This window comes from Streptomyces sp. NPDC053069 (assembly GCF_044546895.1).
GTDB lineage: Bacteria > Actinomycetota > Actinomycetes > Streptomycetales > Streptomycetaceae > Streptomyces.
In genome coordinates this window covers 265,138-291,719 of sequence record NZ_JBITZN010000004.1, presented here as the reverse complement: position 1 = coordinate 291,719, position 26,582 = coordinate 265,138, and the positions used below count along the sequence as shown (strand labels likewise).

The 26,582-nt window shown below is 73.6% G+C and carries 22 protein-coding genes; 5 read left to right on the top strand and 17 right to left on the bottom strand.

All coding sequences use genetic code 11. From position 1 onward, the window contains the following. Positions 1 to 79: 79 nt before the first annotated feature. On the top strand, positions 80 to 1,852 hold the full coding sequence (locus ACIGXP_RS11180) for an acetyl/propionyl/methylcrotonyl-CoA carboxylase subunit alpha (protein ID WP_399766748.1): 1,773 nt from the start codon (positions 80 to 82) through the stop codon (positions 1,850 to 1,852). A gap of 2 nt (positions 1,853 to 1,854) precedes the next feature. On the opposite strand, the gene ACIGXP_RS11175 is transcribed toward ACIGXP_RS11180, so the two are convergent. Beyond that, positions 1,855 to 2,391 carry a MarR family transcriptional regulator gene (locus ACIGXP_RS11175; protein ID WP_363217697.1) on the bottom strand — a complete coding sequence of 179 codons (537 nt, stop codon included), beginning with the start codon at positions 2,389 to 2,391 and terminating at the stop codon, positions 1,855 to 1,857. A gap of 101 nt (positions 2,392 to 2,492) precedes the next feature. Between ACIGXP_RS11175 and ACIGXP_RS11170 the strand changes: the two genes are divergently transcribed. The 4 genes from ACIGXP_RS11170 to ACIGXP_RS11155 are packed head-to-tail and all read left to right on the top strand — an operon-like array spanning position 2,493 to position 5,788. Next, positions 2,493 to 3,299 (top strand): SDR family oxidoreductase, encoded by an 807-nt coding sequence (locus ACIGXP_RS11170; RefSeq protein ID WP_363217696.1) that lies wholly within the window; start codon positions 2,493 to 2,495, stop codon positions 3,297 to 3,299. A gap of 23 nt (positions 3,300 to 3,322) precedes the next feature. Next, positions 3,323 to 3,790, top strand: coding sequence for a hypothetical protein (locus tag ACIGXP_RS11165; protein ID WP_363217695.1), 468 nt, complete (start codon positions 3,323 to 3,325; stop codon positions 3,788 to 3,790). Further along, a complete protein-coding gene (locus ACIGXP_RS11160; RefSeq protein ID WP_399766744.1) occupies positions 3,787 to 5,295 on the top strand; it encodes a multicopper oxidase family protein in 1,509 nt (502 codons plus the stop codon). Before ACIGXP_RS11165 ends, ACIGXP_RS11160 begins: the two co-directional genes overlap by 4 nt. 43 nt (positions 5,296 to 5,338) lie before the next feature. Continuing rightward, positions 5,339 to 5,788 carry a hypothetical protein gene (locus ACIGXP_RS11155; RefSeq protein ID WP_399766741.1) on the top strand — a complete coding sequence of 150 codons (450 nt, stop codon included), beginning with the start codon at positions 5,339 to 5,341 and terminating at the stop codon, positions 5,786 to 5,788. A 75-nt stretch (positions 5,789 to 5,863) separates the two neighbouring features. Here ACIGXP_RS11155 and ACIGXP_RS11150 read toward each other — a convergent pair whose 3' ends face one another. The 16 genes from ACIGXP_RS11150 to ACIGXP_RS11075 form a co-directional block, all read right to left on the bottom strand. Then, the gene (locus tag ACIGXP_RS11150; RefSeq protein WP_399766738.1) at positions 5,864 to 6,691 is read right to left on the bottom strand and encodes an SDR family oxidoreductase; all 828 of its coding nucleotides are present in this window, start codon (positions 6,689 to 6,691) and stop codon (positions 5,864 to 5,866) included. 40 nt (positions 6,692 to 6,731) lie between these two features. Next, entirely contained in the window at positions 6,732 to 8,276 is a 1,545-nt protein-coding gene (locus ACIGXP_RS11145) for a hypothetical protein (RefSeq protein WP_399766735.1), read from the bottom strand. A 7-nt stretch (positions 8,277 to 8,283) separates the two neighbouring features. Beyond that, positions 8,284 to 10,743 (bottom strand): GTPase-associated protein 1-related protein, encoded by a 2,460-nt coding sequence (locus ACIGXP_RS11140; protein ID WP_399766732.1) that lies wholly within the window; start codon positions 10,741 to 10,743, stop codon positions 8,284 to 8,286. Beyond that, on the bottom strand, positions 10,740 to 11,927 hold the full coding sequence (locus ACIGXP_RS11135; RefSeq protein WP_399766730.1) for a hypothetical protein: 1,188 nt from the start codon (positions 11,925 to 11,927) through the stop codon (positions 10,740 to 10,742). The genes ACIGXP_RS11140 and ACIGXP_RS11135 overlap by 4 nt, the downstream gene beginning before the upstream one ends. Further along, positions 11,928 to 13,517 (bottom strand): Hsp70 family protein, encoded by a 1,590-nt coding sequence (locus tag ACIGXP_RS11130; protein ID WP_399766727.1) that lies wholly within the window; start codon positions 13,515 to 13,517, stop codon positions 11,928 to 11,930. Between the two features lie 4 nt (positions 13,518 to 13,521). Continuing rightward, positions 13,522 to 15,549 (bottom strand): AAA family ATPase, encoded by a 2,028-nt coding sequence (locus ACIGXP_RS11125; protein ID WP_399766724.1) that lies wholly within the window; start codon positions 15,547 to 15,549, stop codon positions 13,522 to 13,524. After that, on the bottom strand, positions 15,546 to 16,955 hold the full coding sequence (locus tag ACIGXP_RS11120; RefSeq protein WP_399766722.1) for a hypothetical protein: 1,410 nt from the start codon (positions 16,953 to 16,955) through the stop codon (positions 15,546 to 15,548). The genes ACIGXP_RS11125 and ACIGXP_RS11120 overlap by 4 nt, the downstream gene beginning before the upstream one ends. Next, positions 16,952 to 17,596, bottom strand: coding sequence for a 4Fe-4S single cluster domain-containing protein (locus ACIGXP_RS11115; RefSeq protein WP_363217686.1), 645 nt, complete (start codon positions 17,594 to 17,596; stop codon positions 16,952 to 16,954). Before ACIGXP_RS11115 ends, ACIGXP_RS11120 begins: the two co-directional genes overlap by 4 nt. Before the next feature lie 47 nt (positions 17,597 to 17,643). Continuing rightward, positions 17,644 to 18,693 (bottom strand): hypothetical protein, encoded by a 1,050-nt coding sequence (locus ACIGXP_RS11110; protein ID WP_399766718.1) that lies wholly within the window; start codon positions 18,691 to 18,693, stop codon positions 17,644 to 17,646. Between the two features lie 2 nt (positions 18,694 to 18,695). Beyond that, the gene (locus ACIGXP_RS11105; protein WP_399766715.1) at positions 18,696 to 19,463 is read right to left on the bottom strand and encodes a protein phosphatase 2C domain-containing protein; all 768 of its coding nucleotides are present in this window, start codon (positions 19,461 to 19,463) and stop codon (positions 18,696 to 18,698) included. After that, positions 19,460 to 20,230 (bottom strand): hypothetical protein, encoded by a 771-nt coding sequence (locus ACIGXP_RS11100; RefSeq protein WP_363217683.1) that lies wholly within the window; start codon positions 20,228 to 20,230, stop codon positions 19,460 to 19,462. The genes ACIGXP_RS11105 and ACIGXP_RS11100 overlap by 4 nt, the downstream gene beginning before the upstream one ends. Beyond that, entirely contained in the window at positions 20,227 to 20,442 is a 216-nt protein-coding gene (locus tag ACIGXP_RS11095) for a hypothetical protein (protein WP_363217682.1), read from the bottom strand. The genes ACIGXP_RS11100 and ACIGXP_RS11095 overlap by 4 nt, the downstream gene beginning before the upstream one ends. A 149-nt stretch (positions 20,443 to 20,591) precedes the next feature. After that, positions 20,592 to 21,692, bottom strand: coding sequence for a macro domain-containing protein (locus tag ACIGXP_RS11090; protein ID WP_399766711.1), 1,101 nt, complete (start codon positions 21,690 to 21,692; stop codon positions 20,592 to 20,594). Positions 21,693 to 21,755: 63 nt separating this feature from the next. After that, complete coding sequence (locus ACIGXP_RS11085) at positions 21,756 to 22,433, bottom strand: RES family NAD+ phosphorylase (protein WP_399766709.1); 678 nt, start codon at positions 22,431 to 22,433, stop codon at positions 21,756 to 21,758. After that, on the bottom strand, positions 22,433 to 23,122 hold the full coding sequence (locus ACIGXP_RS11080) for a hypothetical protein (protein ID WP_399766707.1): 690 nt from the start codon (positions 23,120 to 23,122) through the stop codon (positions 22,433 to 22,435). Before ACIGXP_RS11080 ends, ACIGXP_RS11085 begins: the two co-directional genes overlap by 1 nt. Further along, the gene (locus ACIGXP_RS11075) at positions 23,119 to 26,469 is read right to left on the bottom strand and encodes a CHAT domain-containing protein (RefSeq protein WP_399766704.1); all 3,351 of its coding nucleotides are present in this window, start codon (positions 26,467 to 26,469) and stop codon (positions 23,119 to 23,121) included. The genes ACIGXP_RS11080 and ACIGXP_RS11075 overlap by 4 nt, the downstream gene beginning before the upstream one ends. Positions 26,470 to 26,582 lie beyond the last annotated feature (113 nt).

Below are 26,582 nucleotides of genomic sequence, written 5' to 3'. Positions count from 1 at the left end.
ACAGAGCCCGGCGAGGGCCGGTGCCTCGGTGAGCCGGCGGTGGAGTCGGTATGGAGTTCGGGTACAGCGAGGAGTCATCGTGCATAAGGTGCTCATCGCCAACCGTGGCGAAATCGCTGTCCGCGTGGCCCGGGCCTGCCGGGACGCCGGGATCGCGAGCGTGGCCGTCTACGCCGACCCGGACCGGGACGCTCTGCATGTCCGCGCCGCGGATGAGGCGTTCGCTCTGGGCGGTGACACTCCGGCCACCAGCTATCTGGTCATCGACAAGATCCTGAACGCGGCGCGTGAGTCCGGCGCGGACGCGATCCATCCCGGTTACGGGTTCTTGTCGGAGAACGCCGACTTCGCGCAGGCGGTGCTGGATGCGGGTCTGATCTGGATCGGCCCGCCGCCGCAGGCCATCCGTGACCTGGGTGACAAGGTCGCCGCCCGGCACATCGCGCAGCGTGCCGGCGCGCCTTTGGTCGCCGGTACGCCCGATCCGGTCTCGGGGGCGGAGGAGGTCGTGGCGTTCGCCCAGGAGCACGGCCTGCCCATCGCGATCAAGGCCGCGTTCGGTGGCGGTGGCCGGGGTCTGAAGGTCGCCCGGACCCTGGAGGAGGTCCCGGAGCTGTATGAGTCGGCGGTGCGCGAGGCGGTCGCCGCGTTCGGCCGTGGGGAGTGCTTCGTCGAGCGCTACCTGGACCGGCCCCGGCACGTGGAGACCCAGTGCCTGGCCGACAAGCACGGCAACGTGGTCGTCGTCTCCACCCGTGACTGCTCCCTGCAGCGCCGTCACCAGAAGCTGGTCGAGGAGGCCCCGGCGCCGTTCTTGTCCAAGGAGCAGGTCGCCGAGCTGTACCGCGCCTCCAAGGCCATCCTGAAGGAGGCCGGCTACCAGGGTGCGGGCACCTGTGAGTTCCTGGTCGGCCAGGACGGCACGATCTCGTTCCTGGAGGTCAACACCCGCCTGCAGGTGGAGCACCCGGTGACCGAGGAGGTCGCCGGCATCGACCTGGTGCGCGAGATGTTCCGCATCGCCGACGGCGAGGAACTCGGCTACGACGACCCGGTGCTGCGCGGACACTCCTTCGAGTTCCGCATCAACGGCGAGGACCCGGGCCGCAACTTCCTGCCCGCCCCGGGCACGGTCACCCGTTTCGACGCGCCCTCCGGGCCGGGTGTCCGTCTGGACGCCGGTGTGGAGGCGGGCAGCGTGATCGGTCCGGCCTGGGACTCCCTGCTCGCCAAGCTGATCGTGACCGGCCGTACCCGCAAGGAGGCCCTGGAGCGGGCCGCGCGCGCCCTGGACGAGTTCCAGGTCGAGGGCATGGCCACCGCGATCCCCTTCCACCGCGCGGTGGTGAGGGACCCGGCGTTCGCGCCGGAGCTGACCGGCTCCGGCGACTCGTTCACGGTCCACACCCGCTGGATCGAGACCGAGTTCGTCAACGACATCAAGCCCTTCGCCGCTCCCGCCGACACGGAGGCGGACGAGGAGAGCGGGCGTGAGACGGTCGTGGTCGAGGTCGGCGGCAAGCGCCTGGAGGTCTCCCTGCCCTCCTCGCTGGGCATGTCCCTGGCCCGTACCGGCCTGGCGGCCGGCGCCAAGCCCAAGCGCCGCGCGGCCAAGAAGTCCGGCCCCGTCGCCTCCGGCGACACCCTCGCCTCCCCGATGCAGGGCACGATCGTGAAGGTCGCGGTCGAGGAGGGCCAGGAGGTCAAGGAGGGCGACCTGGTCGTCGTCCTGGAGGCCATGAAGATGGAACAGCCCCTCAACGCCCACAAGGCGGGCACCATCAAGGGCCTGACCGCCGAGGTCGGCGCCTCCCTCACCTCCGGCGCCCCGATCTGCGAGATCAAGGACTGAGCTCAGCGCCTCCCGCTCCCGCTCCCGGGCGCGGGCCCCTCCAGGGCGAGGAGGAGTGTCTTGAGGTCACGGTTGAGGCGGCGCTGGGTGTCCCCGTCGAGCGAGGCCAGGGCCTGCGACTCGGTCCTGGTCTTGGTCAGGAAGACATCCAGCGCCCGCTTCTCGCCCTCGGGCGTCAGACAGACCAGGACCTGGCGGCGGTCCTCGGGAACGACCTCCCGGCGTACCCAGCCCTTTCGCTCCAGCGCGGCCACACGCTTGGTGACCGCTCCCGTGGTGAGCTGCATGCTGTCCTGCAGCACACCCGCCGTGACCTGGTACGGCGGCCCGGAGCGCCGTAGCGAGGCCAGCAGTTCCAGCTCCCACGGCTCGATGCCGAAGGCGGAGAGCTCTCGCCGCAGGTGTGTCTCCAGATGGTGCGCGACGCGCTGCAGGCGCATGCACAGCTCCTTGGAGGTGAGGTCCGCGACCGGCGAGACCTGGGCCACCTGTCTCATGATCGCTTCGATCCGGTCGGCCGGTTGCTGGGGGTCCGTCATGGGTCTAGTCTAGCGACGCGTAGTTATCTTCCTGGTCGTTAAATGACTGGTGATAAGTACGCGACCGACGACGGCAATGCGTGAATGAGGTGCTGGCAGCGATGACGGACACGGGAACCGCAACGAGGCCGCTTGAGGGCAAGGTCGCACTGGTGACGGGGGGAAGCCGCGGGATCGGGGCGGCCACCTCCCTCGCGCTCGCCGACCAGGGCGCCGATGTGGTGCTCACCTACCGCAGCTCGCTGGACGAGGCCACGTCCGTCGCCCAGGCCTGCGAGGCCAAGGGCGTCAAGGCCACCGTCCTCCAGGCGGACCTGGACGACCCGGCGTGCCCGCAGGCCCTGGTCTCCGCGGTGAGCGAAACGGTGCCGCAGCTCGACGTCGTGGTCAGCAATGCCTGCGCCTCCTACCCGCGCAAGCCGCTGCCCCAGCTGGACCCGGACGCGCTCGGCGCCAAGGTCCGCGCCGACGTCGTCCTGCTGCACCACCTCGCCACCGCCTTCGTGCCCCCGATGCGGGAGCGCGGATTCGGCCGCCTGGTGGTCATCTCCAGTGGCTCCTCCTGGGGCCCGACCGCGCCCGGACTGGCCGCCCACGGAGTGACCAAGGCCGCTCTGGAGGCGTATGTCCGCTACGCCGCCGACGAGCTCGGCGGCCCGGGCGTCACCATCAACGGCCTCGCGCTGGGCTTCGTGCAGACCCAGGCGAGCGCGGCGGTGCCGCAGCCGGCCCGCGAGGCGCTGGCCCGGGCCACCCCGGCCGGTCGCCTGGGCACCCCGCAGGACATCGCCGGTGCGGTGACCCTGCTCACCCAGCCCACCGCGGAGTGGATCAACGGCACCACCATCCCCGTCACCGGTGGCCTCAACTACCCGCTGAACCTCTTCCGGGTCAGCGGCGGCCACTGACCCGGGCACCACGGACGCGAACCATGCCGCAGACGTCCACCGCCCCGCCCGAGGCGGGCAACCGGGACGACCGCCCGCCGGCCCGCTGGGCCCACCGGGTGGTCATCCCGCTCCGTGCCGTGTCCCTCGCCTTCACCGTCGACACCGTGATCCAGGCCGTGCTCGCCGGCCAGTTCGTCAACGGCGACGTCGGACTGCTGTCCGTCCACGAACTCAACGCGCGCGTCCTCACCTTCATGCTCGTGGCGGCGACCGTGCTGGCCACAGTGGCCTGGAGGGCCCGGGCCGCGCGGGTCTGGCCGGCCGTCCTCGGGGCCGTTCTGATCCTGCTGGTGGTCCTGGAGCAGCTGGCCGGCTACCAGCGGGCGCTCGCCGTGCACATCCCGCTCGGCGTCGCGATCACCGGCGGTGCCGCCATGCTGGCGGTCTGGGCCTTCACCCTCACCCGCCCGGTGCGGGAGCTCAAGTCGCTCCGGGAGGGCCGGCGGTGACCGCGCGGTTCTCCCGCCGCGGCCTCCTCGGACTGGCGGCGGGCGGGGCCGCGGCGGCCGTGGGCGGTCTCACCGGCTGCGGGACGGACGACGGGACGACGGGGGCGCAGCTGCGCAGCGAACTCCCGCTGCCGCGGCCGTTCACCGTGCCGCTGACCCTTCCCGACGAGGCGTCACCACTGCCGCGGGCCAAGGACGGCCCCGACGCCGGGTACGACGTGTACCGGGTGACGCAGCGCCCCGCCGAGCTGGAGATCCTGCCCGGAGTGCGCACCCCCGTCTGGTCCTACGGCGGGTCCTTCCCCGGCCCGACCTTCCGTGGCCGCTCCGGGCGCCCGGTCCGGCTGCGGATCGACAACGCCCTTCCCCGCCCGACCTCCACGCATCTGCACGGCGGGGTCACTCCCCCCTCCTCGGACGGCTATCCGACGGACCTGCTGCACCCCTCCTCGGGAGCGCGCGCCTACACCTATCCGCTCCGGCAGCGCGCCGCGACGCTCTGGTACCACGACCACCGCATGGACTTCAGCGGTCCGCAGGTCTGGCGCGGGCTCGCCGGGTTCTTCCTGGTGCACGACGAGGAGGAGGACGCGCTGCCGCTGCCGAGGGGCGAGCGCGAGCTTCCGCTGCTGCTGGCCGACCGGTCCTTCGCCGCCGACGGCTCGTTCCGCTACCCGTCGACGGACCCCACCCTGAGCCACACCCCGGGCGTCGAGTCGGCGTACATGGACGGGGTGCTCGGCGATGTGCAGCTGGTCAACGGCCGGCCGTGGCCGTACCGGGAGGTCACCGCCACCCGCTACCGGCTGCGCCTGCTCAACGGCTCCAACGCCCGCCGCTACCGGCTGGCCCTGCGCGCCTCGAACGGCCGCTCGCTGCCCTTCGTCCAGATCGGCAGCGACCAAGGGCTGCTCGCCCGTCCGCAGACGCTGGAAACACTCACCCTCACCCCCGGCGAGCGCTTCGACGTGGTGGTCGACTTCTCCGCCTGCTCCGCGGGGACCGAGGTCACCCTCGTCAACGCCCTCGCCGACGGGCCGATGCGGAACGTGCTGCGCTTCCGCGTCACCGGCCCGGCCCGCGACGACAGCACGATCCCCACCCGGCTGTCGTCCTTCCGGCCGCTGAGCACCGCACAGTCCGTGGCGACCCGGCACTTCGACTTCCGGCTGGCCACGGACGGCATGTGGACCATCAACGGCCGCCCCTTCGACCCCGGCGGGGTCTGGGCCGAACCGCGTCTGGGCACCGTCGAACTCTGGCGGCTGACCAGCGACTTCCACCACCCCGTCCATCTGCACCTGGCGCACTTCCAGGTGGTGTCCCGAGCGGGCGGCCCACCCGAGCCGAAGGACCGCGGCTGGAAGGACACGGTGGATGTGCGTCCGTACGAGGTGGTCGAGATCCTGGCCCGCTTCGACGGCCACCGCGGGCGCTACATGCTGCACTGCCACAACCTGGAGCACGAGGACATGGCGATGATGGCCAACTTCCTCGTGCGCTGATGGGACCCGACAACCCAACATCTAGGACGAGGAGTCAGAGACGATGACCGCAGGGACATTGCCGAGGATTCTGGGTCTGGGTACGGCCGCCGGCGCGCTGGCGCTCGCCGTGGCCGTTCCGCAGACCGCGGTGGCCGACACCACGTACTCCGTCTCACCCGTGGGCACCTGGGCGGTGGTCACCACCGAGGACCGCGGCCCCCAGGACGGCTCCATCACCTTCAACCCGGACCACACCCTGGAGCTGAGGGCGCACAACGGCCCCGACGGGCAGCCGGTGTTCATCGGCCACGGCACCTGGCGGACCACCGGAACCGACGGGCTGGACTACGCGTTCAGCCACACCATCCCGGGCACCCCCAGCGGCACCGCCTACGTCGCGCTCCACGGCACCTACGGCGCCACCTCCTTCTCCGCCGCCGGGACGACGGTGCGCGACTACGACAACGGCACCGTGCAGACGGTCGGCATCACCATGACCGGGACCCGCTGAGCACCTCGCTCGAAGTCCGCTGCACCACCGGCCGGGAGCGCCACCGCTCCCGGCCGGTTCCCGTGCAGCGACCCGTCATACGAAGTCGGCGGCGTGGCGGGCCGCCCACTGCGCATACCGCGTCGGCGGCCGGCCCGTCACCCGCTCCACGGTGTCCAGCACCGGGGACTCGGCGTCCACCAGGGACGCGTAGAGGCTGAGCGAGCCGTCCACGATCTCGGCCGGGGCGTGCTTGGTCCACTCCGCCCGGGCCTGCTCGGGGCTCTGCTCCTCGAAGCGCAGCTCACGCCCCAGGACCTCGCCCAGGATCCGCACCCGCTCGACCGGCGTCAGCGCCTGCGGCCCGCTCAGTTCGAGGGTCGCGCCGGTGTGCGCGTCGTCGAGCAGCGCGCGGGTGGCGACCGCGGCGATGTCGCGCTCGTCGATGGGGCTGGTCACCGCGCGCCCGAAGGGGGCGCGGACGACACCGTCACCGCGTACGGCGGGGGCCCAGCGCAGATCGTTCACCATGAAGGCGCCCGGCCGCAGCACGGTCCACGGCAGCTCCGAGGCCCGCACGGCCCGCTCGCACTCCGCGTGCGCCCGCCCCAGCGGGCCCGCCTCCTCGGAGCCCACCGCGGAGGCCGACAGCAGCACCACCCGCTCGGCACCTGCCTTCTTCGCCGCCCGCAGAAACCCGTCCAGGCCTCCGGGCGCCGGAAAGAGGAACAGTCCCTGCACGCCCTCCAGGGCGCTGCCGGCCGACTCCGGCCGCTGGAGGTCACCCGCGACCACCTCGACGCCGTCGGGCAGTCCGGCGGTCTCGGGCCGGCGGCTGAGCGCCCGGACCCGCGCACCGGCGTCCAGCAGCAGCTCGACCACCTGGCGACCCACGTTGCCGGTTGCCCCGGTCACTAAGAACATTGCAACTCCGTTCCTGGAGAACATCAGCGGACCAACAGCATCACTCGCGCAGGCACCACTCCACCAAAGCCCGGATGCTGGGGTCCACCCGGCCCTCCCCGTCCGCGACCGCCGCCGTGCAGAAGAAGCGGACCTCGCCGAACTCCAGGTCCATCGTCTTCACCAGGTTGCGCAGCCCCAGCCGCTCGCACAGCCACGCCCGGGTCGTGCCGCTGTCGTCCGGGCGGTCGGGCAGCACGGCGGGCCGGCCGGACAGGAGGTCCCTCTTGCTGACGGCGACGGCGAGGCGGGCCTTGTCGAGGCGGGTGCCCATGGTGCGTACGGTCTGTACCGAGCGCGCGAAGACGTCCTCCGGGTCGACCGTCGAAGCCAGGGTGCGGTCCACCTTCGGGGCCGCCGGGTCGAGGCGGGTCCAGAACGCGTCGACGGCCATCGGGTCGAGGACGAAGAGGAAGGTGCGGGCCTCGCGGATGTAGCGCAGCGCGTCGGTCTCCTCGCGGTTGACGAAGCGCTCGCCGGCCGTGTCGAAAATGTGCACCAGCCGCTCCGCGCGGCCGCTGCCGAGCACGAACGAATGGGCTCGGGGCAGCGTCTTCTGGGTGGGGCGGGTGTGGCCCTGGATCTCCAGGACCTCGTTCAGCACCCGCTGGTTGGCACTCGACTCGGGGTCCGCGAGCCGGATCGCCGGCCCGCCGTTCTCCGCCGCCGTCTCCAGCGACTTCACCATCGCCGCCATCAGCTGGGTCTTGCCCGCGGCCCGGCCGCCGACCAGCGGCAGGACCAGCTCGGGCATGTGCCCGGCGTCCGGGTTCATCGGCTTGCCGCAGTGCTCGTGCACGCAGTGGCCGTTCAGCCGGGCGTCCCTGCTCATCAGCATCAGCAGCGTCGGTATCCGCTCGCCGCAGGCGCACCGGCGCCGGAAGAGACCGAAGGTGCCCGGGCGGATGTCGGCGTGCCGGCGCCGGCAGGTCCCGCGGGGGCAGTCGTACGCCGGATAGGGGACGCGTTCGAAGCAGCTCGGGCACAGCATGCCCCGGGGCAGCCCGCGCAGGACCATCACCGCACGGTCGGTGGCCCGCAGGGTGAGGGCGGTGAGCCGGGCGCCGCCCGTCAGCAGGGCCACGCCGAGCGCCTGCACACCGAGGAGCGCCCCCAGCACCGGTACCGCGGCGCCGGCACCGATGCCGAGGCCCAGGTAGAGGGTCAGACCGTACGGGACCGAGGCGGCCCGGTGCACGGAGGGGGCGGTGAACTGGCGGGCGGTCACCCGGCGGTAGGCGTCGGTGACCGTACGGACGTACAACCGGCGTCCCTGTGTGACCAGTTGGCGGAGATCACGGGTGGCGGGGCCGAAGAAGTAGTTGCGGTGGGCCAGTTCGTCGGCGGGGCGGTACGGCGGGACGGTCACGAACTCGGGGGTGCGCAGGCGCAGTACGCCGTTGAGTAACTGGCAGTACCGCCAGAGAAGTTCGCTGACCAGGGCGGCCCCGCGCAGTGCCGCGATCGCCGGGGCGACGAGCAGGTAGAGCAGGAGCAGGACCAGGCAGGCCGCGGGGATGATGACGAAGAGCAGGATGTCGTCCATCGTCGGCTCACCCCTTTTCCGGTCGGGGGCCGTCAGGGGACCGCCGCGGGGTGAGCTTGCGGCTCCACTTCCTCATGCGGCCCACACGGTTCTCGGCGCACTCCTGATAGGCGTCGGCGAGCCGCACGTCGTAGGGGCGGAGCGCGCGGGCCAGGCGGTCCAGGTCCTCCGACCGCCAGTGGTGGGCGGTGTGCAGGCGCAGCGTGTCGACGATCTCCACGTGTGCCTGTGGCAGCACGCCCCGTTCGGCGTTGACCGCGATCACCCCGGTGACATGGCTGAACAGCACCTCGTCCAGACGTCCCGAGGTCACCGCGGCCCGCTGTACGGCGCGCAGATAGCCGTCGGCGAGCGAGAAGCCGAACTCGCCGATCTCCGTGCGCAGCCGGCCCGGGTCGGCGGGCAGCCGGAGCATGGCGGGGAGCAGCCGGTGGTGCTTCAGGGCGCGGGGCGCCGCCCAGGCGTCGACCTGCGGGATCCTGAACGTGCGGGCGAGCGCGGTGGCCTCGGTGGCCTCGCGCAGGGCCGCGTCCAGCCGGAGGGTGGTCCGCACGCACTCCTGGGTGACCGCCCGCAGCCAGGCGAAGCGGCCGGGTGCGGTGAGGGTGTCGCACAGCACCAGGCAGGCCCGCAGTGCCTGCTCGTCCCGGACCTCCTGTTTCACCGCGCGGTCGAACCACTCGCCGACCGCCTCGTCCACCGGCCGGTCCGACGGCAGCCGGCGGGCGATCTCGGTCGCCTCCTCGTACGTCCACGCAGGCGACGGCTGCCGCCACAGGCCCCGCAGCAGCTCCGCGTCCGGCGAGGCCTGGCCGCGCACCTGAAGGATCCTGAACAGCAGGTCGACCGTGCGGGCGGGCTCCCGCTCGGCCTGTGCCCGCCAGTAGTGCTCCAGGAGGCGGGGCCGACCGTCGAGGTCCCGCTCGTCCAGCAACCGGGCCGGGAACTGGGCGAACAACTGCTCCTGACCGCCGCCCCGCTCGTCCAGCACCTCCTGCACCGCTGCCGACAGGGCGGCCCTGAACTCCGGAAGGGTGTGGAGGAGACGGGCGGCATCCTCGCGCAGGCCGGGGCCCGCGCCGGAGGAGCCGAGCAGGGCGCGGCCCAGTTCCAGGCTCTGGGCCGCGAGCAGCTCCGGCGGCGGGGCGAGCCGCGCGCCCACCGCCCACAGCAGCAGCCGTACCCGCTGACGGCTGGTGGCGGCCTCGCCGAGCAGCCGCTGCCACAGGGCGGTGGCCCGCTCCCGCTCGGCGGGATGCGTGATCGGCACCGGGCCGGGCGCGTTCTCCACGCAGTTCATGTACGCGCGGACCCGGGACTGGTGGAGCTTGCCCTCCAGCTCCTGGTGCAGCACCGTGTCGCCGCCCGCCTCGGCGGCCGCGCTCAGCGCCGCGAGCTGCTCGTCGTCCAGGTCCCGGTGCTTGTGGTGGATGTCCGCCGCCACCGTCGCCCGGCGCGGCCCGAGATGACCCGCGCCGGGCAGCCAGTCGATCACCGCGCGGACGTCGGCGTCGGTCAGCTCGATGCCGCCCGCCGCCGCGGCCGCCGCCACCGGGGCGTGCCAGTCGCCCAGGGCCCGCTCCTGGCCGTGCGTGTACTCGGCCGTCCAGGACCACACCGAGCGGATGGACCCGACCCCGATCCGGGTCAGCAGCCGTACCAGATGGTGGGTGGGCACCACCTCGGGGAAGCGGCCGGCGCAGAAGTCGAAGACGGTGTACGACTCCTCGTCGTCGGGGCCGAAGTCGGGGTGCGCCCCGGGCACCGTGCCGATCAGGTGCAGCCGGCTGCGGGCGGGACGGAAGAGGTAGGTGGCGAAGGACAGGGTGCGGGCCAGCGCGGGGGGCAGCAGATAGCAGACGGTCGCGAACCAGTGGGCGATCCGGTCCGTCGTCTCGTCGATCACCACCACCGAGCCGTCCTCCGCGAGCGCCGCGAACACCGCCGCCAGCAGGGCCGGCAGCTGCTCGGCGTGCGGGTGCGCGCGCAGGAAGGCGCGCGCCGCGCGGGGGGACAGCGGGCCGCGTGGCAGGGGTGCGGGCAGCTCGGGAAGCTCGGTCGTATCGGCGACCTGTGCGGTCCACAGCGGGGAGTCCCACAGCTCGATCGCGAGCAGCCCGCCGCTGTCCGGCGTGAACTCGCCCTCGGTGTACAGGGCGTGGGCGAAGTAGTTGCCGAAGCGGCGCGCCGAGTCCCGGCCGACGTAGCGCACGCACAGTGTCGTGGCGCCGCCCGCCCGGTCCGGGGTGTGGCAGAGGTTCACCGGGCAGCGGGCCAGCAGCTCGGGGGTGTCCGACTCGGCCAGGGCACGGGGTGGTTCGTACCCGGCCAGGCCCTCCACCCGGTGCCGGGTCTCCGCCGAGACCCGCTCGCTCACCGCGTTGAACTGGAAGCCGGAGGAACCGCTGAGCCCGTGCTCGCAGGAGGTGTAGTAGAGCTGCTGGAAGCTCCTCGTCCCCCTCGTCATCCGCGGCCCGCCTTCGGTACCGAACCGAACTCGCTCAGCAGCCACAGCAGCGGGTCCGCGACCCGGTAGGGCTGGATGCCGGTGTCGGCGACCCGGGACTCGGGCGTGGCGCTGTTGCCCAGCGCGGAGACTCCGAAGTAGCGGTAGCGGGCGAAGGTGTTCTCCAGGGACTGGTCGATGGGCACGCCGTCCCACTCCTTGAGCAGCTGGCGCACCTCCTCGTGGACGCTGAGGCTGTCGCCGACGTCGAAACGGCCGCGCGCGGGTGCGTGCGACCGCAGCGGGCTGCCGTTCTCCATCAGATGCCAGAACGCGTCCATCTTGGAGAAGACCACCGCGATCGGGGTGTGGACCTTCGCCGCCCTGCCGCCCTGCGCGGCCAGCAGCATGCTGCTCACCCGGCTCAGCACGTTGATCGGCGGATCGATGCCGTCCGCGTGGGGCAGCGCCGTGCCGGGTGCCGCGCTGTCCCGGGCGCCCGGCATCTGCAGCGGGTCGAGCAGCAGGATGATGCCGTCCGCGTTGGTCAGGTAACGGGTGTTGAGCTCCACGCTCTCCCGGCTGTTGAAGTCCTCGCCCGCCGTGTCGAAGAACGACAGCACGGTGTGCTGCGGCCGCTCCCCGAACAGTCCCTTGCGGCGCAGCCCGAACCGGAACACCAGCGGTTCGACCCGGTTGGCGTTGGTCGTCGCGGTCTGCGTGGGCGGGAACATCTGCCGGTCGCGGTAGAGCCGGTCCTCGTACTCCGAGCTGTAGCGGCGCATGGTGGTGTCGTCCAGGCCCATCAGGGAGGCGCCGTAGGCCTCGCCGACCTGGTTGCGCATCTCGTGCAGCAGCACGGTCATGTAGATCGTCTTGCCGGAGGACCGCGCGCCCACCATCGCGATCAGCCGGTTCTCCACCATCCCGAACTGCACCGGCAGCTCGACGTGACAGACCGGGCAGATGCGGTACGTCGTCTCGCCGTCGCAGTCCGGGCACACCGCCGTCGACCTGCGGCCGTCGGCGCCGAAGTCCGGACCCACGTCGTGGCTGGGGCGCTTGCCGAAGCGTTCGTCGAGGACCGGGTCGCGGCGGCGCGGGCACTGCTTGCGGGTGCGGCTGAGCCGGCTGTTGCAGCGGAACCGGATCTCCCGCGGGGCGAAGGTCTCGTAGCAGTAGGGGCAGGTGAGTCGTCTGGCCATTCAGGTCACTCGCAGCCGGTGCAGCGCCGTGGGGCGGATGTCGATGTCGCGTTCTTGGTCGGGGCCGGGGCCGGAGTCGGGGCCGTCCGCCGGGAAGCAGACGAGCCAGGAGGGGCCCTTGGTGCCGGGGAGCGGGAACTCCACGGTGAGGGGGGTGCCGGCGGTCAGGCGCTGGGCGGGGACCTCGTGCAGGACGGTGCCCTCGGCCGTGCTGGTGGGCCGGTAGCGGCCGAGGCCGTGGACGATCCGCAGGGCGGGCAGGTCACAGCCGGTGCGGGCGGTGAAGGTGACGGTCGCGACGCGGGCGCCGGTGAGACGGCGGCGTACGGAGGGTTCGTACTCGACGATGGGGGGTTCGGCCGGGATACGGAGCGAGGCCGCGCCCTCGGTGTCGACGGCGGGGTCGGGGACCAGCGCCTCGACGGTGAGCGTGACCGCGCCCCGGCCGACGGGCAGGTCCAGGCCGCCGTCGTGTTCGTAGACCCGGCGCCGGCAGTGGATGTCGCCGTCGCGGGGGCCGTCGCCGGCCGCGGTCGCGTCCTCACGGCGCCAGCGGACGCGAGCGGTGAGGGCGGAGTCGGGCCAGGCCCACAGGACGAGGAGGTGGTCGTCCCGGCGGATGTACTGGAGCTGGGTCACCGGGACGGAGCGGAGGGTGGGGGACGGGGCCGGGTGCGGGTGAGTCCCGGGGTGTGGCTCCGGCTCCGGCTCCGGTTCTGGCTCCGGTTCTGGTTCTGGTTCGGGTGTGGGGAGGGGCGGGGTGGTTGCGGGGGGTGGTTCGCGGCGGGGCGGTGGGGGCTCCTCGCGGCCACGCGGCGGAGGCGCACATGTGTCGGCCTCGCGCCCCTTCGGGGCGCCTTTTGGTTCGGGATCCGCTACGGGAGCGGGCCAGGACTGCGGTTCCGGGTCCTCCAACGGCGGAGGGAAGTCGGTCCTCGTCGGTGCCGGGCCCGTGGCTATGCGGAGGAGGCCGAAGTCCTCCAACAGCAGGAGGCCGTGCACGACGGCCAGTTCGGGGGTGGTGCAGCGGACCGTCACGCCCTGGGCCCCGGGGAGGTTCTCGATGTCCTCGCGGCGGGCCGGCGTGGCGTACAGGTCGCCGGAGAGGAGTACGGCGTCCGGGGTCGCCTCGGACAGTTCCCGGGCTGTCGCCGTACGGGCGTGGTCGTCCGCCAACTCCTCGGTGCGCGTGGTGAGGACGCGTACCGTCAGGTCCGGGGTGACGGCCAGGACCGTCAGCTCCACCGTTGCCCCGGACTGGTTCACCACCAGGACCGTGCGGTGCACGCCCTCGTCGATCGCGCCGTAGTGCAGGGCCACCGCGACCGGTTCCGGGACGATCCTGTGGACGCGGAGGCCGGCGTCCTCGGCGGCGCGGCGGAGCCGGGCCTCGGCCTCGCGGCCGGCGGCTGCGGGCAGGGCGAGGACCGCCTCCTCACCCGTGGCTCCGTCGAGGAGCGCGGCCAGTGCGGCGGCGGGGTCGGCCACGCCGTCCGTTCCGGCCAGGTCCGCCACCGTCACGGTGGGGCGGCCCTGCGGGCCGGGCCGGCCGGCGCGGGCGACGCGGTGGCCGATGTCGATGCCGAGCATGAGTTCAGCCGTTCCCTTCCTCGGTCCTGACCCACGGGGTGCCGTCGGTGGCGGTGCCGAGCCGGATCCGGCTGCCCGGGGCGGGGCGGTGCGCCAGGAAGTGTGCGACCACGGCCGCCCGCAGCCGCTCCAGTTCGTTGCGGATCTGGCGGCCGCCGTAGGCCTGGTGTTCCGGGTCGCTCATCCGCCCGGTGATCCAGGGGTGCAGGCTGCCCGTGTCGGGGACCAGCTCGACCTGGTGGCGTTCGCGGACGGACTCGGTGAGCTGGCCCAGCAGCCGGTCGGCGATCTTCACGATGTGCTCGCGGCGCAGCATGTCGAAGACGACCACGCCCGGCTTGAGGCGACCGTAGATCTCCGGGCGGCCGATCGCCCGGAACTTCTCCTCCACGGCCCGGGTGAAGTGCGCCTCCAGGGCGGAGTACGGCACTTCTTCGCCGCCCTCGGACAGCAGACCCTGGACCGCCTCCGCGCCCGTGTTGGAGGTGAAGATGATCAGGCACTGGGAGAAGTACGCGGTCTGGCCGCGGCCGTCGGTGAGCCGTCCGTCCTCCAGGATCTGGAGGAACTTGTCCAGCACCCGCGGGTGCGCCTTCTCGATCTCGTCGAAGAGGAGCACGCTGAACGGCCGCTCCTGGACCCGGCGGGTCAGCTCGCCGCCCTGTTCGTGGCCGATGTAGCCGGGCGGGGCGCCCGCGAGCCGCTCGGCCGCGTGTTCCTGCTGGTACTCGCTCATGTCGAAGCGGGCGTACGCGCTCTGGTCGCCGAACATCAACTCCGCGACCGCCTTGGCGAGTTCGGTCTTGCCGACGCCTGTCGGGCCGACGAAGAAGAACGCGCCCCGAGGGCGTGCCGTGCCGGAGCCGCCGAAGTCGACGCCCACGAAGGCCGCCTGCAGCGCGGCGGCCACCGCGTCGACGGCCTTGGACTGGCCGACCACCCGGGCGCCCAGGACGCCGGCGGCGCGGGCGACGGTCTCCCGGTCCAGCTGGGTCCACGGGTCGACGCTCACGTTGAGCCGGTGCAGTTCCAGGAGCTTGTCCGGCTTCTGCAGGGGCGCGTCGCGCAGCCAGGAGGTCCGGGCGAGCGCGTCGATGTCCCAGCCGGACATGCCGTCGGTCGCGCCGACCAGGGCCTCGATGTCGTGGCGTGCGGCGTCCGGGGCGCCGTTGAAGTCGCCGCGCAGCCAGGTCAGCCACAGGCGGCGCTCGCTCGGATCCGGTGGGCCGATGTGCAGGGTGGCGATCCGGGGGTCCTCCAGGTGGAACCAGCCGGGCAGCCGGCCGACGTCGCCCACCGCGCACAGGACGGCGTTGCGGGCGTGCGGCGGCCTGCCCGACAGGGCCGAGCGGGGGGTCACGGCGTCCGTCATCGCCGCGCGCAGGCGCAGATAGCCGGCGTTCGATTCCGGCTGGCCGGGCGGGAGGTGGTGGTCGACGTCCTGGAAGACGAAGGCCGTGGCCGTGTCGGGGGAGGCGGTGATCCGGTGCACGGTGGCGACCACGTCGTCGAAGGCGCGCGGGGGGCCGGCCGCGCGGGGGGAGAGCAGGCCCGACCGGTCCCGGTCGCGTTCGGCGGCGCGCTGGGCGCGCGGGCGGGACCGGTCTTCGCCCGGGTCCGCGCTCCGGTCCTCACCGCGGTTCTCACCCCGGTTCTGACGCCGGTTCTCGCCCCGGTCCTGCCACGGGCGGGGCTCTCCTCGGTCACCGTTTCCGCCGGCCGTGCGCGGCCGGTTCGCCTCCAGCCGGGCGAAGCGCTCCGCGTGCCCCGGCAGCGGGAAGGTGAGCCCGGCCACCGGGTCCCACCAGCCCACCACATCGGCGCCGCGCACTTCCAGCACCCCGGCGACCAGCTCCCGGAAGGAGACGGGCCGGTCCTCGAACCACCAGCGGTCCCGGATCTGCCCGTTGAGGATCACCTGCCGGCCGCGCCGCAGCTCCCAGCCGAGGGACACCGCCCACAGGGGCATCATGCCGTCGGCGGTGACGGGTCCCGTACCGTCCTCCCCCTTGGTGAAGCCGGCCGTGCTCACGGGGTCGTCCACCTCCAGGAGGCCTCGCGGGGCAGCGGCTCGGCACGCCGGCCCGGCGGTTTGCCGTCCCAGGTGAGCTCGCCCGCCACGAAGCCGTCGTCGCCGCCCAGCGCCTCGTGCACGCGCTCCAGCAGCGCCTCGGTGGTGTCGCACACCGGCTCGTCCTGCGGGGCGTGCAGCGTCACGTCCGGCTCGCCCTCCACGTGGTAGACGAGGACGGGCGTGCCGTCGTCCTCGGTGGCGACCGTGGTCTCGTACGCCGCCCCGGTCGGCCGCGTGAAGTGCAGCCGGAAGCTGCCGCCCCGGTCCTCACCGCCCTCGAAGGCGAACCCCTCGCCGGTCATGGCGTCCCGGAGGGCCTCCACCAGGTCCCGGCGCCGCTGGTAGGCCAGCTCCAGTTCGTCCAGCCGGCGCTCGGCGTCGGGGAGCCGGTCCTCCAGACCGGCGACCGCCTCCAGGGCCTCGGTCGCCGAGCGCGCGGTCAGCGCGTCGGTGACGGCACTCAGGGCGTCCCCGATCTCGCCGGCGAGGTCCGGGTCGCCGAGATCGACGGCGGTGTCCACCACGTCCTGAGCGGCCGGGCGTACGACGCCGAGCCGCTCGGCGGCCTCCGCCAGGGCCAGCTCCACAGCCGCCTCGGCCGCCTCGGCACGCTCGCGCCCGGCCGCCTCGGCCGACTCGCGTTCCTGTTCCGCGAGGGCCTGCCGCCCGGCTGCTTCCCGCGCCTCCGCGATCGTCGCCGCATGCCGGGCGAGGGCGTGTTCGACCGTGCCGAGCAGGGCCTCGAACCGGACCTCCTGGCCCGGTCCGGTGGCCGTGCGCAGCCGGCCGAGCAGATCGGTGCAGCGGCGGTGGCCGTCCGCGTCGAGGGTGGCGCCGTCCGGCCCGGCGGCGGCGAGCCGGTGCTCCAGGCCGGCCAGGACGGCGGCGCGGTCGTCCGTACGGCCCCCGGAGGCCGCCGGGCGCAGGCTCACGGCCCGGCCGCGCAGTTCCTCCACCGCGTTCCCGAGCTGCTCCCCACGGGCGGCCCGTTCCCGCAGCGCGGCCAGCTGCCGCTCCAGGGCCCCGATGCCCGACCGGTCCCCGGACCGCTGGGCCTCGGCGATCAGCTCCCGTACCTCTTCGAGACCGCGCTCGTCGGCCCGGGTCTGGTCCGCCTGCGCACGGGCCACCCGGGCGCTGCGCTCGGCCGTGCGCCGGGCCGCCGCCTCGGCTTGCTTGCGGGCGATCTCGGCGCGGGCGCGCTCCCGCCGGGCGGCCGCCTCCTGGGCCAGCCGGGCCCGCTCGGCGGCCCGCCGGCGCTCCCGGGCCCGGCGCTCCTCGGCCCGGCGCCGGCGCTCCGCCGCCTCCCGCTGGGCGTACAGCGCGCCGACGCGGACGCTGCTGTACTTCGGTGATCCGCTCATCGTCCCCTCCGTGCCTCGGTGTGCAGCACGAACCCCCGCGCCGCGAGCCGTTCCTCAAGTCCCTCCCGGAATCCCGGGGTGGGCGGCACCCCGGCCCAGGAGAGGGATCCGTCGGCGTCCGCCGACAGTTCGATCCCGGCCGTCGTGTCCGGCTCGGCCAGGGCCCGCAGGTACCGGTCGGTGAGCGGGATCAGCCGCTGGTTGTCCGAGCCGCGCCAGCGCAGGCTGCCGTGCCGTGCCGCGCGGTACGGCCCGTCGACCAGCAGATCCAGCCGTTCCAGCAGAGCCAGCCGGTCCGGGCCGCCGCGCCGCAGTGCCTCGTGGCGGAAGCCGGAGTACGCCATCGCGCCGAAGTCCGGGCGCCGCTCCCGCACGGCGTCGAGCAGCTCGGCCAGCGCCCCGGCCTGGCTGAACGGCTCACCGCCGGAGAACGTGACGCCCTCGATGCCGTCCAGCCGGCACAGCCAGTCGGCGAGGTCGGCGACCGTGCGGCTGGTGCCGCCCTCGAAGGGCAGGGTCTCGGCGGCCACGCAGCCCCGGCAGCGCAGCGGGCAGCCCTGGACCCACAGGACCGCGCGGGTGCCGGGGCCGAGGACCGTGCAGCTGTCCAGCGTCCGGGCGACGGACAGGTGGGTGGTCACATGTCCTCCCTGGTCACATGTCCTCCCTGGTCATCTGTCCTCCCTGGTCATACGTCCTCCCGCGGCGGGCCGGGGTGGCTTTCGGCGTCCCGTTCGGCCAGGTCGCACCACGGGCACCAGGGCCGTTCCACGGTGTGGAGGTGGCGGGCGTTCACCGCGCACACCTTCAGCCGGCCCGGCGCCAGCTCGGCCGCGAGCGCCTGGGCCCACTCGGCCGCCGTCGGGCGGCGCGCCTTCCCGAACGCCGTGCGGAACAGCTCCGCGAGCCGTCTCGGCAGCAGGTCGGCGGGCGGCGCGGTGCGGGGCAGCAGCACCGACGTACGGTCGACGATCCGGCAGCGGCCGTGCAGCACGTTGTCGTCGTACGACAGATAGTCGGCGCCGTCCGCCGGGTGGCCGGCGAAGGGGTGCAGACCGGCCATCAGGAGCTGGTGGGCCAGCACGGCCAGGGCGAAATCGTCGGACGCGGTGTCCGGTGGCGTGCCGGCGGGGGCGCCGATCCGCTCGGGGGCCGTGTAGCCGGGGGTGCGCATCCGGCCCGGGAACACCTCGCGGCCGTCCGTGAACTGCCAGGAGTCGACGTCCGCCATACCGACCCGGCCGGTGTCGTCGACCCAGAGGTTGTCGGGCTTCAGGTCGCCCACCACATAGCCCTCGGCGTGCAGTTCGCCCAGCAGCCGGGCGAGGGCGAGGGCGGCGCGCAGGGCGGTCGCCCAGGTCGCCCGGGGCAGGAACGCCCGCCGGGCGGAGGGGGTGAGGAGGTGGTTGAACGGCTGGTAGGCGTGCCGCATGTCGGTCATCACATATCCGTCGACGCGGTCCGCCCCGGTGCGGTGGGCCGCGTGCACCGCGACCAGCGGCCAGGCCAGCCGGACGGGCGTGCCGGAGAGCAGGCCGACGGTGCGCGGTTCGCGGCGCTGGCGCACCAGGCGGGCCACGCGGCGCCGGTAGGCCTCGGGGTCGGGCGGGTCCGGGACGAGCTTCGCGACGAGGGGCCGGGCGTCGTCGACGCCGTACACGAATCCCTCCGAGCCGCTGCCGATCTGCTCGGTGAGCCGCCATGTGTGTCCGGTGCCGGACACCACGGTCAGTCCCACGGTCACCCCCCTTCCACGAGCGCACACAGGACGGTCAGATCGTCACCGGTCCGGCCGGCCTGCGGTCCGGAGAGCCGGCGTCGCAGGGGCTCGGCGTCTCCGTGGTTCTCGCGGAGCGTGGCGGCGAGGCCGAGGAAGAAGCGCTCAGCCGGCAAGGGTCCTGCCTGCGGCGGGAGTTCGCGGACGGAGGGATGGTCGAGGGTGAGCGCGGCGCAGCCGTCGGTGGCCAGGACCACCCCGCTGAGTTCCGGTTCCCAGACGACGAAGCTGCGTAAGCGCAGCGCCGCGCCGGGGGAGGAGAGGAAGGGGGCTGGGCCGGTGGGCGGGGGAAGGACCAGGTGGCAGCGGTCGTCGCGGGTGAGAAGCGTGCCGAAGCAGTCGCCCAGCGAGAGGAAGGCCACCCACGGGGGACGTACGGCCGCCGCGGCGACGGTGGCTGCCAGGGCGCCGGGATCCTCGGCACCCGATGCGCCCAGCACCCCGGTCACCGCTCTCAGGTACTCCTGGACCACCCGCTTCCCCCGCCCGGCGATCCACGCCGTCCACGCCTTTGGCGTTTCCTCCGCGTCCGGTATGTCTTCCGTCAGCAGGCGGCAGGCCGCGTCGACCGCTATGTGGGCGCCCAGTGCGCTGCGGTCGCGGCTGCTCGCGCCGTCGGACACCGCCAGCACCGCCGTGTCGCCCAGTTCCACCGCCTTGAACGCGTCCTGGCAACCCTGCCCGGTGGCGAGATGGGCGGTGCCCTGGACGGAGGCGCCGGCGACGATCACAGCAGGTCCCTCTCCAGCCTGTCCATGCGCGCGAGCCGGGCGGCGCGGTCGTTCACCTGCTGGTGGATGAGGTCCGCGTCCTGGTCCGGGCTGCTGCCGTCCGTGCTCTGGAAGAGCAGGTCGAGGATCCGGCCGAAGTCCAGGTTCTCCAGCGGGGACGTGGCCTTCGGCGCGAGGACCCGCAGCATCGGCAGGTCGGCGCCGCGTACCCCGATCACCTGGAAGACCCACTCCCCCTTCTCCTCGCCCTGGCGCACCCGCCCCGCCGTACCCGCCAGGGCCGTTGCGTCCAGGGGGCGGCCCTGGGCGTCGCTCGGGGCGCCGTCCGTCAGCACCCACAGGAAGGGGCGCCGGACCGGCACCCGCTGCCGCTGCAGCGTGCGGTAGCGGCTGCGCGCCAGGTCGAGAGCCGTTTCCACGGCGTCCGTCAGCCGGGTCAGGCCCTCGGCGCGCAGGGTGGGCGGGTGCATGCTGTCCACCGGGACGAACAGCCGGTCGGGGCCGGCTTCCTCGACCGGTACCAGGCGGCCCTGGACGGGGTCGTGGACCCGTACCACCGAGTCGAAGGTGATGAGACAGACCTCCACCCGGGTGCGCAGCCGTTCCTGTGTGCGCACCTCACCGAACCAGCGGGCCAACGCGTCGTTCAGCTCGTCGATCCGCGGGTGTTCCGCGGGGCGGCCCATGGACGCGGAGGTGTCGAGGAGGAGGACGACGGGCTGCCGTTCCTCGAAGCCGGCCCCGAACTCGATGCCGTGCACGCTCATTCGGCCACCGCCCCGGTGCCGTCGGCGTGGGCCACCAGCCGCCGCCGCTGCGGATCGTGGCGCACGGTGACGGCCGTACCCGGAGGCAGCCCGGGCGGCTCGGGAACCATGCGCAGCAGGACGCCGTCGACGAGTACGTACGTATCCGGGGCGGGCCAGGTCACCGTGCGACCCGCGCAGCCGTGCGCCCACTCAACCATCCCCCTGGTCATGCGGCCACGGTATGGGACATCGGCACCAACCGGCCTTCCGTTTCCATGAATTGACATGGTGTCGACACCGCCGGAACCCGGCCGGCGCGTGCGAGCCGCCCAGGGGGGAGGCTCCCCCGGTACCCCGCCCGAGCGGCCCGCTCCTCCAGTCAAACGGACCGGCCGGGCGCCGACCGGTCGCGCGCCGGGCGGATCCTGGACGGGACCCGCTCCACGACGCGCGCCGCCTCCGCGTCCCGCACCACGAAGTGCACGTCCCAGCGCGCCCCGCGCGCCAGCTCCGCCTCGACGGCGCTCCACACCGCGGCCGCGCTCACCCGGTACGGAAGCCCGCCGCGCCCGGAGCCGAGCAGCGGGAAGCACACCGAGCGCAGCGGCGGGGTGTGCCGGTCGCGCTCCTCGGCCAGCAGCGCGAGCGCGCGCGAGGTGGCGCGGGTGATGTCGGCGGGCAGCACGTCGTAGTCGTTGGTGCCGGCCCGGGGTACGGCCACCGCCGCGTGGTAGATCCGCCGTACGCCGTATGCGGCCATGGCACCCGAACCGGTCGCCGCCACCGTGCCCGGCACCACCGGACGCCCCGACGTGCCGTGCCGGGCCGCCCAGGTGCGCAGCTCGTCGTGGACCGGGTCGTCCAGCAGGTCGCCGGTGACCCCGCGCACGGAGGCCGCCCGGCGCAGCGAGGCGGAGACCGAGGACTTGTACGGCTCGGGCAGCGCGAAGTAGGTGTTGGCCGGGGAGACCACCACGTCCACGTCCCGCAGCAGGTCGACGGGGTGGATGTGCAGGGTGAGGCGTACCGTCCGCTCGCCCGCCAGGACGTCCACGCTCCGGTGGGTCTCGCCCGCCCGGTCGCCCTCGCCCGGCTCACCGCCGCCCTCCACCAGTTCCACGATGTGCTCGGCCACCTGCCCGAGCACCATCACCTCGTGGTGCTTGCGGAAGCGCTCCTCGCTCACCCGGTACACCTCGGCCGCGCGGGCCCGGCGGGAGGACGCCGGCCAGTCCCGGGTGCCCTGGGCCAGGCCCAGGGTGTACTCGGCGGCGGTCCGCAGCGTGCCCGCGTCGAGCCGCTCCACCGCGCGGCGGAGCAGCGCCTCCACGGCACCCTCGCGGGTGCGCGCGGGTGCCAGCGAGGCCGCGGCCGACTCCAGGGCGGGCAGCTCACGGCCGCGCAGCCTCAGCAGTCCCGCCCGCCGAACCGCCTGTAACTCCACGAGAATTGACGCATGGTCAAGGGACGGTGGGGCCATGGCGTCAACGATGGCACCCCGTGTGACACGTGAACAAGCGGGCGGCGGGCGGGACGCCGGGCCTCAGCGGTGCAGCGGCTCCTTGATCGCGGAGCGGAGGGGCGCCAGCAGCTGGTTGGCCTCCCCGATGCCGTCCGGGGAGCCGAGGTCCGGGATGCTGCGGTACGGCAGTGCCTCAAGCGGTCCGTCCGCGTGGTCCGTGAGGCGGTCCCCGAAGAGCACCAGGGCCCGCTGTGACGGGTTGCGTTTCGAATCCCAGATCATCCCCATGGCTTCGGGCGCCTGGGCCCGGAGCTCCCGTGCCCAGTTCCGGGTGCTGCCGTAATGCTTCGCCCCCTCGTTCTCCAGCAGGCGGTTGTCCTGGCAGACGGCGGCCAGGGCCGCTCCGGAGCACAGCGAGACCAGCTTCAGCTCGCACCGGGTCCGCACCACGTTCAGCGACTTGCCCCGCACCGACGCCCAGGGAACCAGTCGCATACCGGTCTCCCGGTGGAAGGGGACCGAGCGCAGCAGGGTCTCGGCGAGCGCGGTCTCCGGGTCCGTCGCCGCGTACAGACAGGGGTACGGATCCTCCGGCGTGGCGTGGAAACGGCCGGGGTTGCGGTCGTCGGGTCTGAACGGCTTGAACTCCTCGGCCGCGAACCGGGACGAGTGCATCCGCCACAGCTGCGTACCGGCGGGCAGCACCTCCCAGTGCGGCCGGAAGCGGTACACGGAGGGCGACACGGTTTCCTCGTGCATCAGTCCCCCTCCACCAACGCGACGGCCGCATCCACCAGTTCGCGGTCGGGCAGGACACCGAGCAGGGAGGCGGGCGGCCCGCCCAGCCAGGCGTTGTCGCTCAGCCACCAGTCCGCGGCGCCCCAGGGGTCGGCGTCGGCCAGCAGCACCCGGTTGACCTCCAGCACGACCTCGTACGGCGTTCCGCCGCCGGGAGGGAACTGGAACTCGGGGTAGCAGTCGCCGAACTGCGGGTCCACCAGCCGGATCAGTTCCGGTGGTGGTGGCGAGGCGCCGTACCGGGCGCGGAGCTCGGCGGCCGAGAAGGCGGGGGCCTGGAGAAGCCTGCGCTCGACGGCGGCGACGACGGCCGCGGTGTCCGGGGGCGGAGCCGGAACGGCCGTGAGCCGGGCCAGCAGATCCCGCGTCCGCAGGACGACCGGGGGTCCGGCAGCCGCCGTGGCGACCAGCCGGACGGAGTCCAGCGCCTGCCGCACCGGATGGTCGAACGGCAGCGGTACCAGACACAGGCGTACGCCCTGGAAGGCCCGGCGTACGGCCCTGGAGTCCTCCGGCAGGGTGTCGGCGAGCGCGCGCAGACGGGTGAGCAGGAGCTGGTACTGCTCGTCGGTCAGCTGGGCGCGGATGCTGTCGAGGTGTTCGTCGATGAGGCCGAGCACCCTCGACCCGCTGTCCTCACCCGGGTTCATACGGTCTCCTCTCCCCGGCCGGGGTGGCCCTGATGGATGAACGCGGCCCAGAGCGCGGGCCGCCCGAGGTCGGGCCGGCCGATGTCCGGCCGCAGCTGGTCGCTCAGCCCGCCCGGATCCTTCCGGTCCGGGTCGAGCATCCACAGCTGTGCGGCCCGCAGTGCGTCGACGGGGCTGAGCCCGGCCCGCAGATGGTGGTGGAAGACCGCCATCAGCAGCGCCGACGCGCCGTCCGCGGCCAGCCACCGCGACCCCACGACATCGCGTGCGCCGCCCGAGACGAACGCCGTCGTGAGGGTCAGGGCCTCGTCGTGGTCGCGGGTGCTCAGATCGGTCTCGCAGGCGCTCAGGACGATCAGCGGGCCGTCCTCCTGTTCAGCGGGCTGCGGCCGGTCGAGCAGCCGGGTCACGGTCAGCCGGCCGTCCCCCTCGCCGCCGTCGGGGGGAGCGAGGTACAGGGCCGACTCCGTCGGTCGCAGCCCCGCCATGCCGTGCGTGACCAGATGGACCATCGAGTGGTCCTGGGCGAGCAGGGCCAGCAGCTGGTCGGGGGTCCCGTCCGGTACGGAACCGTCCGGGAAGGAGGCGAAGCCGCCGTACAGCCGCGCCCCCGGATAGAAGGCGTTGCGCAGCTCCAGGACCTCCAGCTCGGCAAAGGTCAGGTCGAAGGTCGGGTCGGCCACCAGGGCGGGGGCGGAGACCGGGCGGCGCGGCGCCCGCCTGACCGTCCGCAGGAACTGGCTGCCGGAGGCCGCGTAGCTGATCACCAGGGCCTGGCAGAGGTAGTCGTACGGCGCGTCCGCGGGGAAGCGGGCCGCGTGCCACGGGACGATCCCGAGCCGGCCGCAGGGGACCAGGACGACCCGGGGCGTACGGCGGCCGGGCTCGTCCGGCAGGTGTGCGCGCAACCCGGCGAGCACATGGTCGAACACCTCGTACGCCCAGTCGCACAGGTCGGACAGGGCCTCCTCCCAGACCGCTTCCACCCGTGCGTCGCCGGGGGCCCGGGAGCGGGCCAGGGCCGCGTCCAGGTACCGCTCCAGCGGCCCGTTCTCCGTTTCGGTCAGCATGGGCAGGCCGCCCACGCCGATGCCGATCTCGGGGCCCACGGCCAGCACCATGCCCGGGGCGCCGTCACCGCCGGGGACCAGATAGATCAGCGCGTCCGCGCCCGCCTCGCCGACGCCGTCCGCGAGTTCGCGCAGGGTGGGGGTGCCGAGCAGGCCTCCCCGCTCCCGGTAGCCGAGGGCCTCCAGGGCCTCACGGCGCAGGGTGCTGGGCAGCTCGGCGGGCAGCTCGTCGGTTTCCGAGGCGCCGGACGCCCGCCAGGCGGCGGCGAGCCCGGGATGCCCGCGCTCCTCCAGCAGGTCCGGTACGGCCCGCGAGGTGGCCGCCGCCTGCAGCACCAGCGCCCGGCCCAGCTCCAGGGCGGCCACCGCGTCGTCCACCCTCCCGTGGGCGGCGGCCCACAGGGCGGCCCGTACGCCGAGCGAGGCGCCGTTGCGGGCGGTCGCCAGGCGGTGTTCGGCACCGTGCTGGAGGAGGACGTCCGCGGCGAGGGTGGCCAGGGCCTCGTTCGCCGCGTCGGTGGCGGCGTCCGCGTCGGACTCGTTCTGCTCCCGGTGCCAGCGGGCACGGTAGGACTCGGCGAGCGTCCACAGGGACTGGGCGGCGACGCGCGGGGCCCGGCCCTGCCGGATGTGCTCGCGGAGCCGTTCCAGGGTGGTGATGACGGCCGCGAGGTCCGCCGGGTCGTCGGTGCAGCTGTAGCGCATGCCGAGGCGGTACGCGGCGGACTGCAGCTCGTCGGCGGGGGCGTCCGGCGGGGGCAGGTCCACGTCCGGGACGTTCGCCGTGTCGCCGGCGAGGTAGGAACGCATGGCCGCGAGGTCGGGAACCCAGGCGTCCAGCTCCTCGTGCCCGATCGGGAGGCCGCTGTTCCTCGCCGCGGCGCCGGCGTTCTCGAAGTCCGTGACGCCGCTCAGGAGCAGCTCCCGGTCCATGGTGAACCGGCCGAGCATCAGGCGGGCCATGGCGCGGGCGGTGAGGGCCATGGCGTGGAAGTCGTGGTCCTCGGGGACCGTGCCGGCCAGGGCCTCGGCCCGGGGAAGCAGGTCGCGGAGCCGCTCGACGTCCTCGGCCTGCCCGGCGGTACGGACGTCGGTCATCAGGCTCAGCACGTCCGCCATGACCGCGAAGCCGTCTGCCATGGGGACCGAACGATCCGACTGGCGCCGCAGGTAGTCCGTGACCGTCCGGGTGTGCGCGAAACCGAGTTCCTGGTCCTGAAGGGTGCCGCCGGCGCCGTCGCTCAGGTTGAGCAGCATGGCCATCTGCCCTTCGAGAGCGTCCTTGCCCGGCATGCCGTCCGGCAGGCCGTCCAGCGCGGCGCGCAGCCGCCCGAGCTGCTGGTTGAGGGCGGCGGGGTCGCCTCCGCCGGTGTGCTTCAGGAAGTCCACGGACGTGGTGTTGACGGCCTGCCACGCGGCGATGAGCCGACGGAAGTCCTCAGGGGTACGGGGCACGGCCTGGGTGCCGTCGTCGGCGGGGGCCTTGCCGGAGGGGGCCGGGGCGGTGTGCGTGTCACTCGTGCGCGGGCCGGTACCGGGCGCCGTGCCCGAGCCGCCGTTCGGACCCGGGCCGCTCTCCGGGTCCGTGCCGCCGGTCGTCGTCGTCAGCCAGGTCCCCATCATCTGCCGCAGCTGATCGGCGAGCGGATGACCGTCGTCGGGTATGAGGCTGTCGAACAGGCCGGCCATCCCGTCGGCCGAGGGACGGGCATAGAAGTCGCGCACCTGCCTCAGCTCACTCAGGGTCTGTGGTGGCAGGGGGAGTTCGGCCGCCTCGGTCACCAGCTCCTGCAGCTCGGCCGCGAAGGAGGCCATCCCGCCCGGCCCCTCCCGCATGATCATGTCGAACATGGCGGTCACGTCCGGCTCCGGCGCGAGCCCGCCCAGCATCTCCTGCAGCGGCATCGCATGTGTCAGCAGGAACAGCGCGGCCCACCGCCGGTCCTCGGCACAGGCCGCGGCTCCGGTCCTCGTCGCCGGGTTCCGTACGTCCCGCAGCAGACCGTGCGCCCGCTCCCGGTCCTCGGGCGTCCCGCCCCCGGCGGCGTGCCGCAGGGTCAGGGCACCGCCGAGCCATAAGCTCACCGAGCTGCGCAGCGGTGGATCGTGGTCCAGCAGACGGGAGAGCGCGTCGAGTTCGGCGATCGAGTCGTCATGGGCGCGGGAGGGCTTGACGACCGTGTCCGGCGCCGGCAGCAACGCCTTCGCCCGTCCGATGGCCCCACCGGCCCAGGCCCGCAGCGCCTGAACACCACCGCTCTCCTCTTCTTCCCCCACCGGCCTTCCTTCTTCCCCCACCGGCTCTCCTCCCGTCCCGAGGGCATCAACGGCCCGCCGCCGTCTCCATGATGGCGAGATCTCCGTCACAACGACGCCCGATCACCGAGCTT